This window comes from Amycolatopsis acididurans (assembly GCF_012328925.1).
Taxonomy (GTDB): domain Bacteria; phylum Actinomycetota; class Actinomycetes; order Mycobacteriales; family Pseudonocardiaceae; genus Amycolatopsis_E; species Amycolatopsis_E acididurans.
The window spans coordinates 205970-223338 of record NZ_JAAXLS010000004.1; the positions used below are offsets into that span (position 1 = coordinate 205970).

18 protein-coding genes are annotated in these 17369 nt (G+C 68.8%); 8 read left to right on the top strand and 10 right to left on the bottom strand.

The genetic code is table 11. The annotated features are described in order from the left end of the window. Positions 1-46 precede the first annotated feature (46 nt). From HFP15_RS09370 to HFP15_RS09395, 6 genes are read right to left on the bottom strand one after another with little or no spacing between them, the layout of a single operon-like run. Complete coding sequence (locus tag HFP15_RS09370; RefSeq protein WP_168513670.1) at positions 47-1492, bottom strand: aldehyde dehydrogenase family protein; 1446 nt, start codon at positions 1490-1492, stop codon at positions 47-49. Continuing rightward, complete coding sequence (locus HFP15_RS09375) at positions 1489-2463, bottom strand: branched-chain amino acid ABC transporter permease (RefSeq protein ID WP_168513672.1); 975 nt, start codon at positions 2461-2463, stop codon at positions 1489-1491. Before HFP15_RS09375 ends, HFP15_RS09370 begins: the two co-directional genes overlap by 4 nt. Next, complete coding sequence (locus HFP15_RS09380) at positions 2460-3335, bottom strand: branched-chain amino acid ABC transporter permease (protein WP_168513674.1); 876 nt, start codon at positions 3333-3335, stop codon at positions 2460-2462. The genes HFP15_RS09375 and HFP15_RS09380 overlap by 4 nt, the downstream gene beginning before the upstream one ends. Then, on the bottom strand, positions 3332-4048 hold the full coding sequence (locus tag HFP15_RS09385; RefSeq protein WP_168513676.1) for an ABC transporter ATP-binding protein: 717 nt from the start codon (positions 4046-4048) through the stop codon (positions 3332-3334). Before HFP15_RS09385 ends, HFP15_RS09380 begins: the two co-directional genes overlap by 4 nt. Then, positions 4045-4773, bottom strand: a complete 729-nt coding sequence (locus HFP15_RS09390; RefSeq protein ID WP_168513678.1) for an ABC transporter ATP-binding protein — start codon at positions 4771-4773, stop codon at positions 4045-4047. Before HFP15_RS09390 ends, HFP15_RS09385 begins: the two co-directional genes overlap by 4 nt. Continuing rightward, positions 4766-6043 (bottom strand): ABC transporter substrate-binding protein, encoded by a 1278-nt coding sequence (locus HFP15_RS09395; RefSeq protein WP_210716962.1) that lies wholly within the window; start codon positions 6041-6043, stop codon positions 4766-4768. The genes HFP15_RS09390 and HFP15_RS09395 overlap by 8 nt, the downstream gene beginning before the upstream one ends. Positions 6044-6203: 160 nt before the next feature. Here HFP15_RS09395 and HFP15_RS09400 point away from each other — a divergent pair, with 160 nt between their 5' ends. After that, complete coding sequence (locus tag HFP15_RS09400; RefSeq protein ID WP_168513682.1) at positions 6204-7010, top strand: IclR family transcriptional regulator; 807 nt, start codon at positions 6204-6206, stop codon at positions 7008-7010. Here the strand turns inward: HFP15_RS09400 and HFP15_RS09405 are convergent. After that, positions 6986-8215, bottom strand: a complete 1230-nt coding sequence (locus tag HFP15_RS09405) for an alpha/beta hydrolase (RefSeq protein WP_168513684.1) — start codon at positions 8213-8215, stop codon at positions 6986-6988. The genes HFP15_RS09400 and HFP15_RS09405 overlap by 25 nt on opposite strands. Positions 8216-8251: 36 nt before the next feature. Here HFP15_RS09405 and HFP15_RS09410 point away from each other — a divergent pair, with 36 nt between their 5' ends. The 7 genes from HFP15_RS09410 (at position 8252) to HFP15_RS09440 (ending at position 15251) form a co-directional block, all read left to right on the top strand. Further along, positions 8252-9649, top strand: coding sequence for a WS/DGAT/MGAT family O-acyltransferase (locus HFP15_RS09410; RefSeq protein WP_168513686.1), 1398 nt, complete (start codon positions 8252-8254; stop codon positions 9647-9649). 57 nt (positions 9650-9706) lie between these two features. After that, positions 9707-10720, top strand: coding sequence for an acyl-CoA dehydrogenase family protein (locus HFP15_RS09415; protein ID WP_168513689.1), 1014 nt, complete (start codon positions 9707-9709; stop codon positions 10718-10720). Continuing rightward, entirely contained in the window at positions 10705-11850 is a 1146-nt protein-coding gene (locus tag HFP15_RS09420; protein ID WP_168513691.1) for an acyl-CoA dehydrogenase family protein, read from the top strand. Before HFP15_RS09415 ends, HFP15_RS09420 begins: the two co-directional genes overlap by 16 nt. Further along, positions 11847-12701, top strand: a complete 855-nt coding sequence (locus HFP15_RS09425) for a bifunctional MaoC family dehydratase N-terminal/OB-fold nucleic acid binding domain-containing protein (RefSeq protein ID WP_168513693.1) — start codon at positions 11847-11849, stop codon at positions 12699-12701. Before HFP15_RS09420 ends, HFP15_RS09425 begins: the two co-directional genes overlap by 4 nt. After that, positions 12698-13078, top strand: a complete 381-nt coding sequence (locus HFP15_RS09430) for a MaoC family dehydratase (protein ID WP_168513695.1) — start codon at positions 12698-12700, stop codon at positions 13076-13078. The genes HFP15_RS09425 and HFP15_RS09430 overlap by 4 nt, the downstream gene beginning before the upstream one ends. Then, the gene (locus HFP15_RS09435) at positions 13075-14247 is read left to right on the top strand and encodes a lipid-transfer protein (protein ID WP_168513697.1); all 1173 of its coding nucleotides are present in this window, start codon (positions 13075-13077) and stop codon (positions 14245-14247) included. The genes HFP15_RS09430 and HFP15_RS09435 overlap by 4 nt, the downstream gene beginning before the upstream one ends. Positions 14248-14690: 443 nt before the next feature. Next, positions 14691-15251: a DUF5134 domain-containing protein gene (locus HFP15_RS09440; protein ID WP_168513699.1), complete on the top strand. Its 561-nt coding sequence runs from the start codon at positions 14691-14693 to the stop codon at positions 15249-15251. Here the strand turns inward: HFP15_RS09440 and chsH3 are convergent. The 3 genes from chsH3 to HFP15_RS09455 are packed head-to-tail and all read right to left on the bottom strand — an operon-like array spanning position 15248 to position 17369. Continuing rightward, positions 15248-16108: an enoyl-CoA hydratase ChsH3 gene (gene chsH3, locus HFP15_RS09445; protein WP_168513701.1), complete on the bottom strand. Its 861-nt coding sequence runs from the start codon at positions 16106-16108 to the stop codon at positions 15248-15250. The genes HFP15_RS09440 and chsH3 overlap by 4 nt on opposite strands. Positions 16109-16117: 9 nt before the next feature. Beyond that, complete coding sequence (locus HFP15_RS09450; RefSeq protein WP_168513703.1) at positions 16118-17119, bottom strand: ferredoxin--NADP reductase; 1002 nt, start codon at positions 17117-17119, stop codon at positions 16118-16120. Then, complete coding sequence (locus HFP15_RS09455) at positions 17112-17369, bottom strand: hypothetical protein (RefSeq protein WP_168513705.1); 258 nt, start codon at positions 17367-17369, stop codon at positions 17112-17114. Before HFP15_RS09455 ends, HFP15_RS09450 begins: the two co-directional genes overlap by 8 nt.

Below are 17369 nucleotides of genomic sequence, written 5' to 3' on the forward strand. Positions count from 1 at the left end.
GTCGGCTGGTCTTGCTTCGCTGGCACGTACCAACCCGCGCGGTGACTCAAAACGGGAACGAGCGCCGTTGCCCGGCCAGGGTGACCCACCGCATCTCGGTGAACTCTTCCATCGCGAAGCCTACCCCGAACCGGCCCCACCCACTGTCCTTCACACCCCCGAAAGGCATCTGCGGTTCATCGCGAATCGGCTGGTCGTTGACGTGCACGATGCCTGCCTCCAGGCGGTTCGCCAGCGCCAGGCCCCGCTCCGGATCGCCCGTCAGCACGCCTGCCGTCAGCCCGTAATGCGATTGGTTCGCGAGCTGGAGGGCCTCCTCTGGACCGTCCACAATGTCCGCCATCACGACCGGTCCGAACGTCTCGAGCCGCGCCAGCTCACACGACGGTGGCACATCGACCACCAGCGTCGCGGGGTAGCACGGCCCCCGCGCCGAGCCGCCCGCCAGCACGCGCGCGCCGGAAGCGACCGCCTCGCCGACTCGCCGTTCGACCGTCCTCAATGCATAGTCGTTGATCAGCGGCCCGACCACCGTGGCGGAGTCTTTCGGGTCACCGTAGGGCAAGGCAGCGGTCTTCGCGGCGAATTGTTCCAGGAACCGCGCCGCGATAGGCCGTTCCACGAAGATTCGCCGGGCGCACATGCAAATCTGTCCCTGATGCAGGAACGAACCATAGGCCGCCGCGTCGACCGCGTAGTCCACATCGGCGTCGGCCAGGATGATCAGCGGATTCTGGCCGCCGAGCTCCAGCACCATCCGCTTCAGATGCCGCCCCGCCGCCTCCGCGAGCCGCCTGCCGGTGACCGTCGAACCCGTGAAGTTCAACCGCCGCACCCACGGATGCGCCACGAGCTCCTGCCCGATGACACCGGCCTCGCCCCGCGCGTGCGTCACCACGTTCAGCACGCCCGGCGGCAGCCCGGCCTCGGTGAAGATTTCCGCCCACACCAGACCGCCCGCCCACGGTGACTCCTCCGAAGGCTTGAGCACCACGGTGTTCCCGAGCGCGAGCGGAGCGGCGACCGCGCGGCACGACAGCACGAGCGCGGCATTCCACGGTGCGATCGCCGCCACGACACCGACCGGATGCCGCAACGCCATCGCGAACGCGTCCGGTTCGTCCGAGGGAATGACCTGCCCGATCGCCGCGTACGCCGCGCCGGAAGCCTGTCGCAGCAACGAGATCACGAAATCCAGCTGGATCGAGCCGAACGCGTAACCACATCCGGTCTCCGCCGCCAGCCACGACATCACCTCGTCGCGCCGTCGCCGCAGTATGTCCGCCGCACGCAGGAAGATCTCCTGCCGCACCCCGGGCGCGGTGTTCTTCCAGCCGGCAAACGCGGCGTGTGCGGCCTCGATCGCCAGCCGCGCGTCGTGCGCGTCGCCCGCGGGCACCCGATCGAGCACAGCACCGCTCCACGGGTCGAGATCGTCGAACTCGCGGCCCCCGCCGGCGGCCACCCACCGGCCGCCGATGAACTGCTTCATTTCCGGACCAGCCGGTGCCCGAGCGGCAGCAACCGCACGCGCACCACGCCCCACAACCCGCGCGGCACGACCAGCGCGAACAGGATCGCGACCGCGCCGAGCCCGATCAGGTACCAGGCACCGTAGTCGGCGAAGACGTTCTGTACCACGAAGAACACGATGGCGCCGATGATCGGCCCCTCGAACGTGCCGATCCCGCCCACCAGCACCATGAACAGCATGTACGCGGTCCACTGCACGCCGAAGATCGACTGCGGTTGGATGTAGAGCGAGTTCGCCACGGTCAGCGCACCCGCCGCGCCACAGCCGAAAGCGGCGATCAGGAACAGCAAACGCTTGCTGGGCAACACTTTCACGCCCAGGGACGCGGCCGCCTCCTCGTCGTCGCGGATCGCCTGCAACGCCGGCCCGGTCCGGCTGCGCAGCAGGACGAACACGACCGCCAGCATCAGCGCCATGAACGCCAGCGCGAGCCAGTAGGTGTAGGCGCGGCGATAGTCCGGCGCGAAGGAGTTCAGGCCCAGCAACGAGGTTCCGGTGCCGCCGCCGAGCGTCTGGTTCAACGTGACCAGCAACGCGAACGTTTCCGCGACCACCCACGTGCCGATCGCGAACTGCCCGCCCCGCAGCCGCAGCACCAGCAGTGAGGTCGGCAACGCGATCACCGTCGCGATCAGCGCGGCCAGCACCATCGCCAGATACGGCATGATCCCCTCACGCGCGAGCAGCACCGTCGCATACGCCCCGATCCCGATGTAGGCCTGCTGGCCGACCGAGACCATCCCGCCGTATCCCGCGAGCGTGTTCCACATCGCCGCGAGGATCACCAGGATGAACAGCGAGGTCAGCTGCTGTACGACGTAACCCGACATGCCGTAGGGCACCGCGGCGAGCACCAGCACGAGCACGACCAGCAGGGGCGCGGAGATCCGGGAAACGGCGGTCCAGCGCCGCACCGCGTACGTCGTCATGGCGCACTCCTCGCCGCCAGCAGCCCGCCGCGCGGCGACGCGAGCACCGCGAGGAACACGATGTGACCGGCCAGGATGGCGTACTGCGGATCGATCTGCGCGCCGACCGCCTGCGCCACTCCCAGCGCGATGCCGCCGAGCAGCGTGCCCCACAACGAGCCGAAGCCGCCGATCACGACCGCCTCGAACGCGAAGATCAGCTGTGTCGGCCCGCTGGCCGGATCGAAGGTCGACCGCAGCGCGAAGAACGCGCCCGCCAGCGCCGCGATGGCCACGGCGAGCGCCGTCGCCCGCGCGTACACCGCCTTCGCGTTCACGCCGACGAGGGCGGCGGTGTCAGGATCCTGTGCGGTCGCCCGCATTTCCCGGCCGAGCGAACTCCGCCGCAGGAACAGCTGCAGCCCGCCGAGCACCGCGACCGCGACCGCGAGCCCGAGCACACCGAGCACCGGGATCGTGAGATCGCCGGTGATCTGCCAGCTCGCGGTGACGATCGATCCCGCGTAGGGCCCGAGGGAACGCACGTCGGGGGAGAAGATCTGCAGCAGCGCGTTCTGGATGACGATCGCCAGCCCGAAGGTCGTCAGCAGCGGCACGAGCTGGCCCGCGCGCAGGCTGCGCCCGAGCAACGTCATCTGCAGCAGATAACCCAGCACGAGCATGACCGGCAGCACGGGCAGGATCGCCACGAACGGCGGAAGATGCCACTGGTCCACCACGAACCACACCACGAACGCGCCGAGGATCGCCAGATCGCCGTGCGCGAGGTTGATGATCCGCATGACACCGAACATCAACGACAGCCCGCACGCCAGCAGTGCGTACATCCCGCCGAGCGCGATGCCCTGGACGACCGCGTTGACCCAGGTCATGCCGGCCTGCCGCGGATCCCGAAGTACGCCTCGGTGACCTGCTCACGGGAGACCTCCGCGGCGGGCAGGTCGAGCACGATCCGTCCCTCCAGCAGGCAGATCACGCGATCGGCCACCGCCAGTGCCCGCGCGAGGTCCTGTTCGACGAGCAGCACCGTCGCGGCGTGCCCGAGCACCGAGCCGAGGCACTCGTACACGGCGTCCACGGCCAGCGGCGCGAGCCCGAGCGAGACCTCGTCGAGCAGCAGCAGCCGCGGGTTGGTCATCAGTGCCCGGCCGATCGCGGTCGCCTGCTGCTCGCCACCGGACAAAGTGGACGCCCGGCGGGCACGGAGCTTCGTCAGCATGGGAAAGATCTCCAGCACCCCGTCGACGTTCCACGGCCCGTCGCGCCGGCGCCTGCCCGCGACGAGCAGGTTCTCTTCGACGGTCAGGTCGGGAAACAGTCTGCGCCCCTCCGGTACCAGTGCGATGCCGGTGCGGACTCGCTGGTGCGTGGGCAGGTCCGTGATCACCTCGCCGTCGAGCACGACGCGGCCCCCGCTCGCCCGCTGCGCTCCGGCGATGGCGCGCAGCAGCGTGGTCTTGCCCGCCCCGTTCGCGCCGACGAGCGCGACCCGTTCGCCCTCGGTCACCTCGAACGACACCGCTCGGACTGCGTGCAGCAGACCGTGATGCACGTCCAGTTCCTCGACCGACAGCAGCGCGCTCATGCCACCCTCCGCCCGAGATAGGCGTCGATCACCGAGGCGTCCTGCAGCACGTCCGACGGCGCGCCGTCGGCGATGATCTGCCCGGCGTTCATGCAGACCAGCCGCTGGACGACCTGCACGAGCACGTGCACGATGTGCTCGATCCACACGATCGCGACCCCGGACCCGTGCAGTCCGCGGATCGTCGCGACCAGTTCGGCGGCCTCGGCGTCGGTGAGCCCGCCGCCGATCTCGTCCAGCAGCAGCACCGACGGACCGGTCGCGAGCGCCCTGGCCAGCTCCATCCGCTTGCGGTGCAGCAAACCGAGGCTTTCCGCGCGCCGGTTCGCGACCTCGGTCAGCGCGCACTCGCCGAGCACCTCGATGCAGCGCTGGTAGGCCGCCTGGCCGCGCAGGCCCGCGCCGTGGGTGGCGCCGACGAGCACGTTCTCCAGCACGGTCATTCCGTCGAACGGCCGCGGGATCTGGTACGCGCGGGCGATTCCCTTGCGACAGCGGCGATCCGCGCGCAACCGGGTCACGTCCTCGGCCTGGAATCGCACCGTGCCCTCGTTCGGGCGCAGCGTTCCGGCGAGCACCGAGAGCAAGGTGGTCTTGCCGGCGCCGTTGGGGCCCACGACGCCGACGGCCTCGCCGGCGCCGACCGCGAAGTCGACGTCCTGTAACACGGCGAGCTCACCGAAGCGTTTGCTCACCTTGACCGAGGAGATGAGCGGCTCAGGCATAGGGCTGCAGGCGGGAGGCGACGGGAACGTTGGGGTCGTTGGCGTTTTCGCAGATCACGTACTCCAGCGGGAACCGTCCCGTGCCCTTCCGCCACTGCCCGGCCAGGATCGGGGTGGCCACGACGTTGGGCACCGGGCCCTTGCCCCACGCGAGCGTGCCCACCGGCGTGTCCACGGTGAGCGTGCTGATCGCTTTCGCCAGCGCGGTCTTGTTCTTCGGATCCGGTGCGGCCTTCAGTGCCGCGGCCGCCACGTCGAACAGCGCGACGCTGGGACCGAGCTGCTGGTTCCACTGCTTGTTGAGCGCGTTGCTGTATCCGTCGCCGAGCTGCTGCGAGGTCAGCCCGGTCAGCGACGACTTGTACGGCCACGTCGGTGCCCAGTAGGTGGCACCCGCCAGCCCGATCCCCAGCTGCCCCTGCGCCTCGATCTGCGACGAGAACAAGCCCGTCTTCGCGATCTGCGCGATCTTCGGTTTGTATCCCTGTTGCGCGGCCTGGCGCCAGAACGTCGCGAAGTCCGGCGGCAGCGGGAAGGTGTTGAAGATTTCGCAGTTCTCGGCCTTGAACTGGGCGATCTGCGCGGAGAAGTCGTTGGTGCCGTCGGTGTAGGCGCCGGGGTCGACGATCGTGTAGCCGGACTGGGTCAGCAACGGCCCCAGCGATTTGCGCACGGCGTTGCCGTCGGCGTCGTTGGGCCACATCACGCCGACTTTCTTGTTCGTCGGGACCTGCGGCCACAGGCTCGTGTACGACTTGTGGAACTGCTCGGTGCCGAAGCAGAAGTGGTAGGTGAACTTGAACGGCGAGGGCTGTCCCTCCTTCGCGCCGCGCCCGAAATACCAGGCCTCCCAGGGCACAACACTGGAAATGCACGGCACACCCGCCGCCTCGCACGCGTCCGAGACGGGGTTGACCGTCTCCGGGGTGGACGTCGCGAGCATCAGGTCCACGCCGTTGGAATTGATCAGATCGTTGGCGACCTGAGCGCTGCGCTGCGGGTTGGACTGGCTGTCCTTGTCCACCACCTCGACGGCGTAGGACTTGCCCGCCACCTGCAGGCCGTTCGCGAGCGCCTTGCGTGCCTGGTCGAGCACCCACCCGTCCGGTTCGCCGAAGCCCGCTGCCCCGCCGGTGCGCGGGCTGACGAAGCCGATCGTCAGCTTGGTCGAACCACCTCCGGAACCGCCGAGGCCGCCCGAGCACGCGGCCAGCACGGGCCCGGCCACCGCCAGCACCCCGGCCTGCCGGAGGAATGTTCTTCGTGGCACGGAAAGCGGCTCGCGGGACAAGGGACACCTCCGTCGTCGCAGGCGAACTTCGAGGGCGGTGAGCATTGCGCCAGGAGTCCGGACTGTCAATACTTCGGTTCGACTATGCGGAACGCGTGACCGGTCCGATGCCGGGCCATCCGCAGGATTGGGGTCGACGATGCCCGAAAATCCACGAGGCCAGTCCCAGTCTCTCGAACGCGGCCTCGCCATCCTGTCCTCGTTCGGCGAAGCGCGCCCGGTGCTCGGCGCGGTCGAACTCGCCAGAACGGTCGGGCTCAACAAGAGCACCACGCACCGGTACCTGGCGACGCTGACGAATCTCGGCTACCTGCAACAAGATCCGGGCACGCGGAAATACCGGCTGGGCCCGCGCGTGGTCGATCTCGGTTTCGCGGCGATCAATTCCATGGAGATCACGCGTGTCGCCGCGCCGCATTTGCAGGCGCTTTCCGACGAAACCGGATACGCGGTCAGCATGGCGGTTCTCGACGGCACGGAAATCCTCTACATCCAGCGCTGTCGCAGTGTTCGGGAAGGTCGTTTCGGAATCGATCTGAATTTGCACGTCGGGTCCCGGCTGCCCGCGTACTGCACCTCGATGGGAAAGGTCCTGCTGGCGTATCAGGACCCCGATCGGTTACGCGTGCTGCTCGACCGCACCGATTTCGCCCGCCGTGGCCCGAACACGCTGACCGCACGCGAAGCCGTGCTGGCGGCGCTGAGCCGGGTGCGCCAGACGGGACTGGCGGTCAACGACGAGGAACTCGCGCCGGGCCTGCGTTCGCTCGCCGTGCCCGTGCGCGACGGCTTCGGTGACGTGATCGCGGCGGTCAACATCGCCGTGCACCTGTCGATCTGGCACGCGTCGATGGAGTCGATCCTGCGCAGGCTGGAAAATCCCCTACGGCACACGGCCGCGGAGATCTCCCACCGGATGGGCTACTCGGCCAGCGACCGCAGGTAGGTCCACTCCAGGAACCGTTCCACGCCGCGCACGACGTGCGCGCTGCGGATCGAGGGGAAGATGTCGAAGGCGTGCTGTGCGCCCGAGATCTCCGCGTAGGCAACGGGATTGGGCGAGGTTTCCCGCAGCCGCCGGACGAACTCACGCGCTTCCCGCACCGGAACCAGGGTGTCCCGCTGACCGTGGATCACGAAGAACGGCGGGGCCTTCTCGGTGATGCGATCCAGCGGTGACGCGGCGACGTACTCGTCGAGGAACTTCACCGGGTCCTTGCCGACGACGTAGCGCGCGAGCAGGGTTTTCAGCCGGTACTCGCTGGATTTCGCACCGCTCGTCGCGGCGAAGTCGTAGACGCCGTAATGCGGCACGCAGGCCTGGATCGTGGTGTCGGCTTCGGCGAAACCGGGCTGCAGCGACGCGTCGTTCGGGGTGAGCGCGAGCAGCGCGGCGAGATGACCGCCGGCGGAACCGCCGGTGGCGGCGAGAAAGGACGGATCGCCGCCGTAGGAGGCGATGTTGTCGCGGATCCACGCGACGGCCCGCTTCACCGCGACGATGTGCTCCGGCCAGTGCGCCGAGGGCGAGAGCGGGTAGTTGATGGCCACGCAGATCCAGCCGCGCTGCGCCATGTGCTGCATCAGCGGGATGCCCTGATGGTCCTTGCTGTCGACCATCCACGCGCCGCCATGGATCTGCAGGAGCACCGGCCGGGGGCCTTCGAACTCCCGCGTCGGCCGGTAGATGTCCATCAGGAACCGCTTGCCGCCCGGCGCGTACGCGACGTCGCGGTCGCGCCGCACCTGCGGGTTGTGCATGCGGAACGGCAGCACCAGCTGACCCCAGGGCGTGGCGAGGTCCTTCGGGTCCGGCGGGCGGCGCAGGTCGTCGGCGTAGTGCGGGCCGAGCGTCTCCGCCAGCGCCTGCTCGACCTCGCCGCGTGCCCGCTGCGCGTCGGCGATCAGCGCGGACAGCCCGGCCACGGACAGCCCGGCGACACCGAGCGCGACCTTGTCCCGGAGGCCGGTGCGCGCCACGTGCGCGGCTGTGTCCGCCACGGTGAGTGCGAGCAGGTGCGGCGCCAGCTCACCGGTCAGCCAGCCGGCGAAGAACGCGGGAATCGAGGCCCGCTCGCCGGACAGCGGTCGCAGTGCGTTCGCGGTCAGCGCGAGCTGGATCGCCCGACGGGTGAGGAATCGCGGTCGCATGATGTGATCATAGTTGTGCTCGCTTAACCTGGTCTTGTGCAACCGCTCAGTGGGCTCGACGCCAGTTTTCTCTACCTGGAAACACCTTCGCAGGTACTGCACATCTGCGGGCTGCTGACCCTCGACGGTTCGACCATGCCCGGCGGTTATCGCTTCGCCGACTTCCGGGACAGGCTGGACGCCCGCGTTGCCGAGATTCCGGAATTCCGGCGGAAACTGCACGATTCGCCGTTCAACCTCCTGCATCCGGTGTGGGTCGAGGACGAGACGTTCTCGATCGACCGGCATCTGCACCGGGTCGCGGTGCCCAGCCCCGGCGACCGCGAATCGCTGGCCGAGCTGTGTGCGCACTTCACGAGCCAGCCGCTGGACCGGGCGCATCCGCTGTGGGAGATGTACGTCATCGAGGGGCTGCCGGACGATCGCCTCGCGGTGCTGGTCAAGATGCACCACGCCACGGTCGACGGCGTGAGCGGCGCGAACCTGATCGCGAACCTGTGCGGGCTCGAACCGGACTCGCTGCTGCCGCTGCCCGAGCAGGCCGCGAACCCGGCACCGCCGAGGGAACTGGACTTCCTGCGCTCCAGCGTCGCCGAGATCGCGCGCCGCCCGGTCGAGGTCGCCAAGCTGCTGCCGGATCTGCTGAACATGGCGCCACGCTGGATCGGCAGGGCCTTGCGCCGCACCGGGATGCCGGTTCCGTTCACCGCCCCGCGCACGCCGTTCAACGCCACCATCACCGGGCTGCGCAGCGTCGCCTTCACCTCCGTCGAGCTGGACGAGGTCAAGAAGGTCAAACAGGCGTTCGGGGTGACCGTCAACGATGTCGTGCTCGCGCTGTGCGCCGGCGCGCTGCGGCGCTACCTCGAGTCCCGCGACGAGCTGCCCGGCGAACCGCTGGTGGCGACGGTGCCGGTGTCGACCATCGGCCGGTCGGAACGCGAGGACGGCGGGACCAACCAGGTGTCGGCGTTCTTCGCCTCCCTGCCCACGCAGCTCCCCGATCCCGCAGCGCGTATCTACGCGATCGCGGAGAGCAACCGTGTGGCGAAGGATCACCACTTCAGCATCAAGGCGGACATGCTGGCCGACTGGGCGCAATTCGCCGCGCCCGGGATCTTCGGCCTGGCCGTGCGCGCGTACTCGGCGCTGCGGCTGGCGGAGAAGCACCCGGCCGTGCACAACCTGGTCATCTCCAACGTGCCCGGCCCGCCCATGCCGTTGTACCTGCTCGGCGCGCGGATCACCGGGCTGCATCCGATGGGGCCGGTGTTCCACGGCGCGGGGCTGAACATCACGGTCATCTCGAACGCGGGCAGGGTCGACGTGGGCCTGCTCGGTGCGCGAGAACTTGTTCCAGATCTGTGGCCGCTGGCCGACGCGATCCACACCGAACTGAAAGAGCTTCTCAACGCGGCCGCGGGGGTTGCTTAGCAGCGCGCACTCGGCTAAGACTAGAACAGGTTTCAGTCTTAGCCCTGAGGAGTCTGCGTGGACTTCACCCTCGACGAGACCCAGCGAGACATCGCCGGGCTCGCCGCCGACATCGTGCGCCGGGAGGCCGGGCCACCCGGCGAAGGCGGCTACGACGAGCAACTGTGGCGAGCGCTGGGGAAGGCGGGCCTGCTGTCCCTGGCGCTGCCACCCGACCTCGGCGGAGACGGGCTGGGCGTCGCCGAGGTGGCCGTCCTGCTCGCCGAACTCGGCCGCGCGGCGGCCGCCGTGCCCGCGCTGTCACTGGCGTTCGGCGCGCTGCCGCTGGACTTTCTCGGCACATCCGATCAGCGGGCGGCGCTACTGCCCGCGATCGCGACCGGTGACGCCGTGGTCACCGCGGCGGCGCACGAACCGTCCGCGCCGCTGGTCGTCCATCCCTCGACCAGGGCAGTGGCCAGGGCCGGCGTGTGGGAGCTGACCGGCGTCAAGACGGCGATACCGCATCTCGCGCAGGCGACGCACGTGCTGGTGCCCGCGTCGTTGTCCTCGCAGACCGGCATCTTCGTGGTCGACCCGAAGGCGGCCGGCGTGACCGTCGCGGGAAACACGATGCGGCTCGACGGCGTCGCCGTGGGCGAGGCCGACCTGTTGCGGGGCGGCGAACCGGGCGAGGCGCTGGCGACCCTGCACACCTACGCACTGGCCGGGGCGCTCGCGTTCGGTGACGGGGCACTGGCCGGCGCGCTCGCGCTGACCACCGAGCACATCGGTGGCCGCGAGCAGTTCGGCAAGCCACTGGCCACGTTCCAGGCCGTCGCGCAGCAGATCGCCGACGTCTACATCGCCTCGCGGACCGTGCACCTGGCCACGTTGTCGTCGGTGTGGCGGCTCTCGGCCGGGCTCGATCCGGAGCTGGACATCGCGGCGTACTGGTTCGCCGAGGAGGCCCCGAAGGCGCTGGCGATCTGCCACCACCTGCACGGGGGGATCGGCGTGGACATCACCTATCCGCTGCACCGGTACTACGCGCTGGTCGAGGAGGTGAGCAGGCTGTGCACATCGAACTGACCAGTGACCAGCGGGACCTGCGGGCCGAACTGCGGGGCTATTTCGCCGGGCTGATCTCGCCCGAGGAACGGCACGCGCTGATGCGCGAGCGGCACGGCGAGGTCTACCGGCGGATCGTGCGCCGGATGGGCAGCGACGGCTGGCTGGGCGTCGGCTGGCCGCACGAGTACGGCGGCCGCGGTTTCGGCGACATCGAGCAGCACATCTTCGTCGACGAGGCCGCCAGGGCGGATGTGCAGCTGCCGTCGGTGACGCTGCAGACCGTCGGGCCCACGCTGCAGGAATTCGGCACCGAGGAACAGAAAAAACTGTTCCTGCCCCGCATTCTCGCCGGTGAGGTGCACTTCGCGATCGGGTACACCGAGCCGGACGCGGGCACGGATCTCGCGTCGCTGCGCACCACCGCCGTCCGCGACGGCGACTCCTATGTGGTGAACGGGCAGAAGATCTTCACCACCGGCGGCCACGACGCCGACTACATCTGGCTCGCGGTGCGCACGGACCCGGACGCGCCGAAGCACAGGGGCATCTCGATCCTGATTCTCGACACCAGCGATCCGGGCTACTCGTGGACGCCGATCATCACCTGCGACGGCGCGCACCACGTCAACGCGACGTACTACTCCGATGTCCGTGTTCCGGCGAACATGCTGGTGGGCAAGGAAAACCAGGGCTGGAAGCTGATCACGACACAGCTCAACCACGAACGCGTCATGCTCGGCCCCGCCGGACGCATCGGCGGCCTGTACGACCGGGTCCACGCGTGGGCCGAGGCGCGGAATTTGCTGGACGAGCCGGATGTGCGGCGCGTGCTACGCGAGACGCATGCGACGGTGCGGATCAACGAACTGCTGAACTGGCAGGTCGCGGTGACGCATCCGGTCGACGTCGCGGACGCGTCGGCGACGAAGATCTTCGGTTCGGAACGCATCCAGCGGATCGGCCGGATGCTTGGTGAAATCGTTGCCCGGCATGGCGATCTGACCGATCCGGAGACCGCCGCGCTGGCGGAATGGCTGGACGTGCTGGCGCGACGGAACCTGGTGCTGACGTTCGGAGGCGGAGTGAACGAGATCCAGCGGGAGCTGATCGCGATGATGGGGCTGGGGTTGCCGAGGGTGCCGCGATGACGATCGAAGAGCAGGCGCAACGCATCGCCGCGCTGGGGGAATCGAAGCCGAAGCCGGCCCGGGACCCGGTCAACCAGGCGATGATCAACAACTGGACCGAGGCGATCGGGGACACCAACCCGCGCTACACCGAGGTCGCGCCGCCCGCGATGCTGCAGGTGTGGTCGATGGGCCGCCGCCTGTCGGACGATCCGCTGTCGCTGGCGATGAAGATGCTCGACGAGGCCGGCTACACGTCGGTGGTCGCGACGAACTCGGAACAGACCTACCATCGTTACCTCAGGCACGGGGAACATGTCTCCTCGTCGACAAAGCTCGAAAACGTCATCGGTCCGAAAAGGACAGCGCTCGGTGAGGGCTGGTTCGTCACCACGCGCACGTTCTGGTACGTCGGCGACGAGCTGGTCGGCGAGATGATGTTCCGGGTGCTGAAGTTCGCGCCACCTTCGCCGAAGCCGCCGGCGGCTCCGGTGCTGCGGCCGGTGATCAGCCGGGACACGGAGTTCTTCTGGGAGGGCACCAAGGCCGGGCAGCTGCGGATCCAGCGGTGGGGTGACAAGCTGCGGCATCCGCCCGGCTCGATGCCGCCCGACGGTGATCTGGACGCGAAGCCGGACTGGATCGTGGCCGGCGGGCGCGGCACCGTGTACAGCTACGTGGTGCACCACAATCCGCCGGTGCCGGGCAAGCAGTTGCCCTTCGTGATCGCGCTGGTCGAACTGGACGAGGGCGTGCGGGTGCTGGGCGAGGTGCTCGACGTGACGTCGGTCCGGATCGGACAGAAGGTGGAGGCCGCTTTCGTGAAGGTGGACGAGGATCTGACGTTGCCGGCGTGGCGGGTGGTCGAATGATCGGCACGGAGCTTCCGCCGCTGACGATCGACGTCACTCCGACGTTCATCATCAGCGCCGCGCTCGCGACACGGGACTTCCAGGACGTGCACCACGATCGCGACGCCGCCGTGCGCCGCGGTTCCAAGGACATCTTCATGAACATCCTGACCGACACCGGCCTGGTGCAGCGTTTCGTGACCGACTGGGCAGGCCCTGACGCGCTGGTGCGGTCGATCAAGATCAGGCTCGGGGTGCCGTGTTATGCCTACGACACGCTGGTGCTGCGCGGCACGGTGACCGAGCAGGACGGCGACGAGGTCACGGTCCGCGTCACCGGCACCGGTGAGCTGGGCGAGCATCTCAGCGGCACGGTCACCCTGGGAGGTATGTCGTGACGTTGTCCGGCAAGGCGGCGATCGCCGGTATCGGCGCGACGGAGTTCTCGAAGGACTCCGGACGAAGTGAGCTGCGCCTGGCGTCGGAGGCGGTACTGGCCGCCCTGGGCGACGCGGGTCTCGAACCGTCCGATGTGGATGGTCTGGTCTCGTTTACAATGGACACCAACAGCGAGATCTCGCTGGCCCGTGAACTGGGCATCCCGGAGCTGACGTTCTTCAGTCGCATTCATTACGGAGGCGGCGCGGCGGCGGCGACGGTCCAGCAGGCGGCGATGGCGGTGGCCACCGGGGTGGCCGATGTCGTGGTGGCGTACCGGGCGTTCAACGAGCGGTCGGGGCACCGGTTCGGTCAGGTGTCGGCCGCGGCGGCGCAGCAGGTGAACTCCTCGGGGATCGACAACAGTTTCCACTATCCGATGGGCCTGGGCACCCCGGCGGCGACGGTGGCGATGGTCGCGCAGCGGTACATGCACAACTACGGTGCGACGAGCGCGGATTTCGGCCGTGTGGCGGTGATGGACCGCAAGCACGCGGCGACGAACCCGAACGCGTGGTTCTACGGCAAGCCGATCACGCTCGCGGAGCATCAGGCGTCACGGTGGATCGCCGAGCCGCTGCATCTGCTGGACTGCTGCCAGGAGACCGACGGCGGGGTGGCGCTGGTGATCACGAGCGTCGAGCGCGCGCGGGACCTGCCGCAGCCGCCGGCCGTGATCGCCGCGGCGGCGCAGGGCAGCGGGCCGGACCAGTACGTGATGACGAGCTACTACCGGGATGAGCTGGCGGCGCTGCCGGAGATGGGCGTGGTGGGCAGGCAACTGTGGGCGCAGTCGGGCCTCGCGCCGGCGGACGTCTCGGTCGCGGTGCTCTATGACCATTTCACGCCCTACGTGCTGATCCAGTTGGAGGAACTGGGCTTCTGCGCCCGCGGCGAAGCGCGGCACTTCATCGCGGACGGTGCGCTGGAACTGGATGGTGCCCTGCCCCTGAACCCCCACGGCGGCCAACTGGGCGAGGCGTACGTCCACGGGATGAACGGCATCGCCGAGGCGGTGCGCCAGGTCCGCGGCACGGCGGTGAACCAGGTGGCCGAGGTCGACCACGCGCTGGTCACCGCGGGCACCGGCGTCCCGACGAGCGCGCTCATCCTGACGACGGCCGCCTGAACCCTGCCGAGGCGGGTTGGGGCCGTCGTCGGAACCCTGCCCGGGATGGGTGGGGCGGTCGGGTGAGCCGTGCCCGGGATGGTTGGGGCGGTCGGGTGAGCCGTGCCGCCGGCGGGGTTGAGGTGGTCGGGTGAGCCCTGCCACCGGGCGTGGTTGAGACAGCCGCCTGAATCCTGCGGAAGATGTGCCGCGGCTGCCGCCTGAACCCTTGTCCCGGCGTGGTTGAGACGGCCGGGTGAGCCGTCGTCCGCGAGGGCAGATCGATCAGGGCAGGACTCCATGGAAGGCCGCCCCGCCATCGTTCTTCGGTCCGCGCGTACCGACCGCTCGCCGGCTCGCTGTCACCACGAGTGCACACGCGTGACCAGGTGTGACAGTGTGAAATCGGTCTATCACCTGCTTGACCTCTAGCCTCTCCGGTGAGCTGTCGGTGAACGTAAGGCATGCACATTCCCGACGCGCTCGCGTGGAGCCTGACGGTGCTCTTCGCGTTGCTCGCCGTGCCGAGTGTGTACCGGCTGGTGCGTATGCAGCCGTTGGCCGACCCGGACATCCGGCAGATGGATCTCGCCGAACTGCTCATGGTCACGGCGATGGTCGCGATGGTCTCGCCGCTCGGTGGGCCCATTCCGGCGGCAGGCTGGCAGGCCGTCTTCGGACTCATGGCGGGCTGGTTCTTCGTGGCGGCGCTGCGTGGGCGGCGTTGCTGCGCCGTGCACCACCTGATCTCCGCGATCGCGATGCTCTACATGATCACCGCGATGCCGCGGGCGGGCACGAGCCACGGCCCGTGGCTCACAATGTCGGAGATGCCCGGTAAACTGGCCTGGCCCGCACTCGCCGTGCTCGCCATCGCCTACTTCGCCTTCGACGTGCTCAAATCCGGGTTCACCGCCGCCCGGGTGGTCAAAGGCGCCCCGATCCGCGAGGCGATCACCGCCCGCCCGATCTACCGTGCCGCGATGGGGCTCGGCATGGCATACATGCTCGTGGCCGCGATCTAAACCGTCCCGAGCACCGCGTCGGACAGCACGGGCGCGTCGTCGCGGTCCGGGGCCGTCGTGGTGACCAGCAGCCGTGTGCCGTCGCGCCATATCCGGGTGCGCAACGTTTCGCCGGGCAGCACGATTCCGGCGAACCGCGCCGAGAACGACGACACGCGTGCGGTGTCGGCGTCCAGCAGCGCGTCGGTGACAGCCTTGGCGACCACGCCGTAGGTACACAGGCCATGCAGGATCGGCACGTCGAATCCGGCGGCCCGCGCGAACTCGGGATCGGCATGCAGCGGGTTCCGGTCGCCGCAGAGCCGGTAGAGCAGCGCCTGCTGCGGCAGCGTAGGCGTGTCGATCACGACGTCGGGCTCGCGGTCGGGCAGCTCGACCTTGTCCGACTCGCCACGCTTGCCGCCGAAACCGCCTTCGCCGCGCGCGAAGATGCTCGACCGTTCAGTCCATAACGGACTGTCGGACGAGTCGTGCACGGTGGTCTCCTTGACGATCACCGCTGCCTTGCCCTTGTCGAGTACGTCGACGATCCGGGTGCGGGCGACGGCTTTGCCCTCGACCGGAATCGGCTGGTGCACGGTGACGGCCTGTGTGCCGTGCACGACCTTCGCCAGGTCCACCTCGATTCCGGGAAACGACACCGCGGGCGGTTCGTACGTGCGCAGGTTCACCGCGACTGTCGCGAACGTCGGCAGCACCTGAAGGTCCCGTTCGTAGGTGTAGCGCAGCTCCTTGGCATCGGTCGGGTTGCCGCCCGCGCCGAGGGCGAGGTGGTAGAGCAGCACGTCCGACTGTGTCCACGCGAAGGGAACCTCGTCGAGCTCGGCACCGATGGCGAGGTCGGGATCGATGGGCACCGCACACTCCTACTCGTAGGTCACCGAGACGTCGTCGGTCAGCGGCACCGACTGGCAGGCCAGCACGATGCCCTCGGCGATGTCCTCGGAATCCAGGATCTCGTTGTTGAGCATCTTGACCTCACCGGAGGTGATCCGGCAAGCACACGCACTGCACTGCCCCTCCCGGCACGAGTACGGCGCGTCCAGCCCCTTGTCGAGCAGGAAGTCGAGCAGCTTCTGCTGCCGCGGCCACGTGAACTCGTGCCGCGTGCCGTCGAGGTCGACCGCGAGCGCCGTGGTCTCACCGCCCTCCGGCACCGGCGCCGACTCGAACGGGTTGTCGCCGAGCGAGACGAACTTCTCGATGTGGACGCGGTCCCCGGGCACGCCGAGGTCGGCCAGTGCGCGTTCGGCCGCCGCCATGAACGGTGCCGGCCCGCAGAGGAATGCCTCGTGCCCGGCGAACGGTTTCGCGAGCGCACGCAGTTGCTCCGTGCCGGGCAGCCCCTGCACGGTCTCGAGCCAATGGATCACCACGAGCCGCTCGTGCTCCCGTGCCAGCGCGGCCAGTTCGTCGCCGAAGATCACCGACCGCTCGTCGCGGTTGGCGTAGATCAGCACGAGCTGTCCTGTTCCCTGCCGCAGCGCGGTTTTCAGGATCGACATGACCGGCGTGATTCCGCTGCCGCCCGCGAACAGCAGCAGGTCTTCGTCGAACGACTCCGGCGTGAACACACCGCCTGGCGGCAGGACCTCAACGGTCGCGCCCGCCCTGACGTTGTCGCAGATCCAGTTCGAGCCGTAGCCGCCCACAGTGCGCTTCACGGTCACCTTGAGCCGCGAACCCTCGTGTGGCGCGCTCGACAGCGAATAGCATCGCGCCGCGTCGCCCGCGCGCAGCGTGAGAAACTGACCCGGCCGGTAACGGAAAACCTCGGCGTGCTCCGGCGGAACCTCGAATACCAGCGACCTCGCGTCGGCGGTCTCTTCGACGACCTCGGCCACGGTGAGCGTGTGCACCCTACTCATCGAGCTCCCCGAACTCGCCGGAGCGGACCGACTCGGCGATGCTGCCCATCAAGCGCTCGCACGTGTCGAGCAGTGCCGTGTTCTCGCCGGCGGCGGCGTGCTCGGCGAACACGGGGCAACTGCTGGCGGCGTCGCTGATCCACTGAATGCTCGTGTGCTTCCAGCTGTTCTTCTTCACCAGCACGCACGTACCGCACGCCGAACATGTATGCGGCCGTAACCCGCCGGTGAGGAACTCAGCCGTCGTCAC

Excerpts from the sequence above, each read along its gene's own strand:
- HFP15_RS09370 (WP_168513670.1), bottom strand. The coding sequence starts at position 1,492 with ATGAAGCAGTTCATCGGCGGCCGGTGGGTGGCCGCCGGCGGGGGCCGC.
- HFP15_RS09375 (WP_168513672.1), bottom strand. The coding sequence starts at position 2,463 with ATGACGACGTACGCGGTGCGGCGCTGGACCGCCGTTTCCCGGATCTCC.
- HFP15_RS09380 (WP_168513674.1), bottom strand. The coding sequence starts at position 3,335 with ATGACCTGGGTCAACGCGGTCGTCCAGGGCATCGCGCTCGGCGGGATG.
- HFP15_RS09385 (WP_168513676.1), bottom strand. The coding sequence starts at position 4,048 with ATGAGCGCGCTGCTGTCGGTCGAGGAACTGGACGTGCATCACGGTCTG.
- HFP15_RS09390 (WP_168513678.1), bottom strand. The coding sequence starts at position 4,773 with ATGCCTGAGCCGCTCATCTCCTCGGTCAAGGTGAGCAAACGCTTCGGT.
- HFP15_RS09400 (WP_168513682.1), top strand. The coding sequence starts at position 6,204 with ATGCCCGAAAATCCACGAGGCCAGTCCCAGTCTCTCGAACGCGGCCTC.
- HFP15_RS09405 (WP_168513684.1), bottom strand. The coding sequence starts at position 8,215 with ATGCGACCGCGATTCCTCACCCGTCGGGCGATCCAGCTCGCGCTGACC.
- HFP15_RS09425 (WP_168513693.1), top strand. The coding sequence starts at position 11,847 with ATGACGATCGAAGAGCAGGCGCAACGCATCGCCGCGCTGGGGGAATCG.
- HFP15_RS09430 (WP_168513695.1), top strand. The coding sequence starts at position 12,698 with ATGATCGGCACGGAGCTTCCGCCGCTGACGATCGACGTCACTCCGACG.
- HFP15_RS09440 (WP_168513699.1), top strand. The coding sequence starts at position 14,691 with ATGCACATTCCCGACGCGCTCGCGTGGAGCCTGACGGTGCTCTTCGCG.
- HFP15_RS09450 (WP_168513703.1), bottom strand. The coding sequence starts at position 17,119 with ATGAGTAGGGTGCACACGCTCACCGTGGCCGAGGTCGTCGAAGAGACC.